Source organism: Pseudomonas sp. BN515 (assembly GCF_029873155.1).
Lineage (GTDB): Bacteria > Pseudomonadota > Gammaproteobacteria > Pseudomonadales > Pseudomonadaceae > Metapseudomonas.
Window position 1 is genome coordinate 20481 of record NZ_SSOH01000017.1, and the last position, 5047, is coordinate 25527.

Below are 5047 nucleotides of genomic sequence, written 5' to 3' on the forward strand. Positions count from 1 at the left end.
AGCCCAAGCAGTCGAATCGTCACAGGCAGAGCCGATGACTCATGACCACGTCCTCAGGACGTGGTTTCCCAAGTTCAAATGAATGATCCTCGCCACGGGCCGGATCATCACTCCAGCGTTGGAATCTGCAACCGGTGTTCTTCCCCCATCAGCCATCCGCGATTGAGGTCGGCACAACGATGGAGATGTTCGGCGACGAGGGTTATGCGCTTGAGGCGCCGCAGGTCCTCGCTGTAGTAGATCCAGAATTGCCGGGTCACCTCTACCTCGTCCGGCAGCACCGCCTGCAAGCGGGGATCACCGGCGACCAGGAAGCACGGCAGGATGGCCAACGCCCTTCCCTGCAGTGCCGCCTGGTACTGGGCGATGACGCTCGTGCTGCGAAGCTGGCTCATGGCCCCCGGCAACAGGTCGTTCAGATAGAGCAACTTGGGGCTGAACGCCAGGTCTTCGACGTAGGTGATGAAGGGGTGGCCTGCCAGATCCTCGCGGGTCTCGATCGGTGCATGCCCGGCCAGGTACTCAGGCGTGGCGTAGAGGCGAAGGCGATAGTCGGCCAGTTTCGAACAGACGTAGGGACCGCGTTCGGGCCGCTCCAGGGTGATCGCGATATCCGCTTCGCGCCGTGACAGGCTGACGAAGTGCGGCACCGGCAGGATGTCGGCGGAGATGTGCGGATAGCGCTCGAGGAAGCGGCTCATCTGTGCCGTCACGAAGTAGGAACCAAAGCCCTCGGTACAGCCGATGCGCACATGGCCGGAGAGCCCCAGACGCGTGCCCGACACCTGCTCGCAAGCGGCCTGCAAGGTGCTTTCCAGGGTTTCGGCATGGCCCAGCAAACGCTGCCCTTCCACCGTCAGGACGAAGCCGGCCGCGCGCGATTTTTCGAACAGCAGCGCACCGAGTGCCTGCTCCAGGGCGCGCACGCGTCGCGATACGGTGGTGTAGTCGACGCCCAGGCGCCGCGCGGCCCCGGTGGCGGTACGTGTACGGGCGACCTCAAGGAAGAATCGCAGGTCATCCCATTTCACCTGGTCGAGGCTGGCACTTTTTTGCATGTCCATCAGGATTTTTTGTCTGTTCATTGGTGGATGGATGCCTACATATACTCACAGCCATCGCCCCACGGCCAAGTGATTTTTTTCGCGGCCTGGCCAGCCCCTCAGCCAACAAGAACACAGGGCTACGAGCATGAGTGCATGCCTGATTTCCGGCCTCCGTGCCGGGCACATGCCTTGCCAGAGCATCGCCGGACGCGCGATGCCCCGATCATGGACGACCGGTGCCGGCGCTGCTGCGCCCTGCCCTCCCGTTTCCCCTGTGCCGCCGCGTCTGCCGGCGGCCAGACGCCATAGCGCTACCCATCACCTGCTGGCCCCTGGAGGGGCCGGCGGTCGCTGATAGCACTCCCCACTCGCACAGCGACGACGAACTTGGCGACGTCCCACGGGACGCCGCCGGGAATGCTGCATGCCCGAAAAAGGCGGCAGCCAAAGGCACGACAACAACAACTAAAGCGGAGCCCGAAATGACCCCTCACCACACCACCCACTCCCCGGCCTATGAGCGCATCAAGGCCAACCCCAAGTTCCAGCGCCTGGCCCGCCAGCGCGCGATCCTCGCCTGGTCCCTCAGCGCCCTGGTGCTGGCGATCTATTACCTGTTCATCATGCTGGTGGCCTTCGTGCCCGGCTGGCTGCACCTGCCACTGTACGAGGGCAGCCACCTCAGTCGCGGCATTCCACTGGGCGCCGCCATCATCATCTTTTCCTGGCTGCTGACCGCCTGGTACGTGCGCCACGCCAACACCCGCTTCGACGCCCTGAGCGCGGAAATCCTCGAGGAGAACCTCGCATGAAAGCGCTCATCGCCCTGCTCGCCCTCGCACCTCTGACCAGCTTCGCCGACCCGATCACCGCCGAAAAGCAGCCACTCAATCTCCATGCCATCGGCATGTTCTTCGTCTTCGTCCTGGCCACCCTGGCCATCACCTGGTGGGCCGCCCGCCGCACCCGTTCCACCTCCGACTTCTACACCGCAGGCGGTGGTATCTCGGGCTTCCAGAACGGCCTGGCCATCGCCGGCGACTACATGTCGGCGGCGACCTTGCTGGGGCTCTCCAGTCTGGTATTCGCCAAGGGTTATGACGGCTTCGTCTACATCATCGGCTTCTTCGTCGGCTGGCCCATCGTCACCTTCCTGATGGCCGAGCGCCTGCGCAACCTGGGGCGCTACACCTTTGCCGACATCGTCTCCTATCGCCTCGACCAGACCCGCGTGCGCAGCTTCGCCGCCCTCGGCTCGCTCACCGTCGTCTGCTGCTACCTGGTGGTGCAGATGGTCGGCGCCGGCCAGTTGATCAAGCTGCTGTTCGGCCTGGACTACCAACTGGCCGTAGTGGTGGTAGGCCTGCTGATGCTGATCTACGTGATCTTCGGCGGCATGATCGCCACCACCTGGGTGCAGATCACCAAGGCCGTGCTGCTGCTCGCCGGCGGCACCGCACTGGTCCTGATGGCGATGAGCGAATTCGGCTTCAGCTTCGAAGAACTGGCCGGGCGCGCCGTTGCCGTACACGCCAGCGGCGCCAAGATCATGGGCCCCGGCACCCTGCTGGCGGACCCGATCAGTGCGGTATCCCTGTCGCTTGGCCTGGTGTTCGGCATCGCCGGCCTGCCGCACATCCTGATGCGTTTCTTCACCGTGCCCAACGCCAAGGAAGCACGTCGCTCGGTGCTGTTCGCCACCTTGTTCATCGGCTTCTTCTTCCTCGTGGTCTGCGTGCTCGGTTACACCGCCATCGTCATCGTCGGCACCGATCCGCAGTTCTTCGTCGACGGCAAGCTCGGCGGCGCACTGATCGGCGGCGGCAACATGGTCGCCATGCACCTGGCCCAGGCGGTGGGCGGCAACCTGTTCCTCGGTTTCCTCTCCGCCGTGGCCTTCGCCACCATCCTCGCGGTGGTCGCCGGACTCGCCCTGGCGGGTGCCTCGGCCATCTCCCATGACCTCTACGCCACCGTGCTGAAGAAAGGTGGGGCCAGCGAGAAGGACGAAATGCGTGTGTCGCGCATCGCCACCGTGGCAATCGGTGTGATCGCCATCGGCCTGGGCATTCTCTTCGAACAGATGAACATCGCCTTCCTGGTGGGCCTGACCTTCGGTGTGGCCGCTTCGGCCAACTTCCCGGTGCTGATCATGGCCATGTACTGGAAGGGCCTGACCACCCGTGGCGCGCTCTGGGGCGGGATGACCGGCCTGGTCAGCGCACTGGCCCTGGTGATCTGCGGACCTGCGGTGTGGGTCGGGGTACTCGGCCACGCCCAGGCGATCTTCCCCTATGACCAGCCGGCGCTGTTCTCCATGCCCCTGGCCTTTGTCGTGATTGTGCTGGTGTCGAGCCTCGACCGCAGCGCCCGTGCCAGCCATGAACGCGCGGCCTACGCCGACCAGTTCGTGCGGGCACAGACCGGCCTGGGAGCGGCAGCCGCCAGCAGCCACTGACCATCGCGTTATCCGGGTACGCCGGTCGCTCCTTTGCGGCGTGCCCTTTTTCCCATTGCCATTCCGTTACTGGCCGCCTGGCCGGTACGGCACCCTTCGTCCACTACAACTACAAGAGGCCTCCATGCAACGCTCCATCCTCACCTCCAGCCTGCTGCTAAGCGGCGGCGCCATGCTCCTCTCGTCCCCCGCCAGTGCCGAGTTCATCAAGGACTCCAAGGCCAGCCTGGAACTGCGCAACTTCTACTTCAACCGTGACTTCCGCCAGCACGCCGCCCCGCAGGCCAAGGCCGAGGAATGGGCGCAAGGCTTCCTCCTGCGCTACGAGTCGGGTTTTACCGAAGGCAGCATCGGCGTCGGCCTGGACGCCATCGGCCTGCTCGGCGTGAAGCTGGACTCCAGCCCCGACCGCGCCGGCTCCGGCCTGCTCAAACGTGATCGCGAAGCGCCCAAACGCGCCCAGGACGAGTACGGTGAGCTGGGTCTGACCGCCAAGCTGCGGGCCTCGAAGAGCACCCTCAAGCTCGGCACCCTGATGCCCAAGCTGCCGGTTCTGCTGGCCAACGACTCGCGCCTGCTGCCGCAGACCTTCGAGGGTGGCCAGCTCAATTCCCTGGAGATCGACGGCCTGACCTTCGACGCCGGCCGCCTGCGCCAGGTCAACCAGCGCGACTCCTCCGATTACGAAGACATGAGCATCACCACGGTGGGCGTGAAGAACATCCGCGCGCGCCAGACCACCAGCGACGCCTTCGACTTCGCCAACCTCAGCTACAAGTGGAATGACGCCCTCACCGCCGGCTACGGCTTCGGTCGCCTGGACGACTTCTACCGCCAGCACCTGCTGAGCCTGAACCACCTGTTGCCACTCGGCGACGGCCAGAGCCTGAAGAGCGACCTGCGCTTCGCCCGTTCCACAGACGAAGGCGGCAGCAATGTCGACAACAAGGCCTTCGGCGCCATGTTCACCTACGGTATCGGTGGCCACGCCCTGGGCCTGGGTTACCAGCGCATGAGCGGCGACACCGGCTTTGCCTACGTCAACGGCAGCGACGCCTACCTGGTGAACTTCGTGCAAATCAGCGACTTCGCCAACCGCGAAGAACGCTCATGGCAAGCCCGCTACGACTACAACTTCGCCGCTGTGGGGATTCCCGGGTTGACCTTCATGACCCGCTACCTCAGCGGCGACGACGTGGAACTGGGCGCCGGTCGCGAGGACGGCAAGGAATGGGAGCGCGACACCGACATCGCCTACGTAGTGCAAAGCGGCCCGCTGAAGAACCTCGGCCTCAAATGGCGCAATGCGACCGTGCGCTCGACCAATTTCGGCAACGACCTGGACGAGAACCGCCTGATCCTCAGCTACACCCTGCCGCTCTGGTAACGCCGAGGATCTGTGGGAGCGAATTCATTCGCGAAAACGGACCGCAGGTTCGCCCTGGGTGTCCCAAGGGGCCGCTACGCGGCCATCGCGAATGAATTCGCTCCCACAAGCAAGGCCTCAGCTCTTGTAGGTTGGCGCAGAGCGCAGCGAAGCCCA

4 protein-coding genes are annotated in these 5047 nt (G+C 64.6%); 3 read left to right on the plus strand and 1 reads right to left on the minus strand.

Annotation, left to right across the window (positions count from 1 at the left end):
* Positions 1 to 107: 107 nt before the first annotated feature.
* On the minus strand, positions 108 to 1064 hold the full coding sequence (locus E8E91_RS04240; RefSeq protein WP_280371202.1) for a LysR family transcriptional regulator: 957 nt from the start codon (positions 1062 to 1064) through the stop codon (positions 108 to 110).
* Between the two features lie 464 nt (positions 1065 to 1528).
* Between E8E91_RS04240 and E8E91_RS04245 the strand changes: the two genes are divergently transcribed.
* The 3 genes from E8E91_RS04245 (at position 1529) to E8E91_RS04255 (ending at position 4891) form a co-directional block, all read left to right on the plus strand.
* A complete protein-coding gene (locus tag E8E91_RS04245; protein ID WP_280371200.1) occupies positions 1529 to 1858 on the plus strand; it encodes a DUF485 domain-containing protein in 330 nt (109 codons plus the stop codon).
* Positions 1855 to 3504, plus strand: a complete 1650-nt coding sequence (locus E8E91_RS04250) for a cation acetate symporter (RefSeq protein WP_280374738.1) — start codon at positions 1855 to 1857, stop codon at positions 3502 to 3504. The genes E8E91_RS04245 and E8E91_RS04250 overlap by 4 nt, the downstream gene beginning before the upstream one ends.
* 124 nt (positions 3505 to 3628) lie before the next feature.
* The gene (locus E8E91_RS04255; RefSeq protein WP_280374739.1) at positions 3629 to 4891 is read left to right on the plus strand and encodes an OprD family porin; all 1263 of its coding nucleotides are present in this window, start codon (positions 3629 to 3631) and stop codon (positions 4889 to 4891) included.
* Positions 4892 to 5047 lie beyond the last annotated feature (156 nt).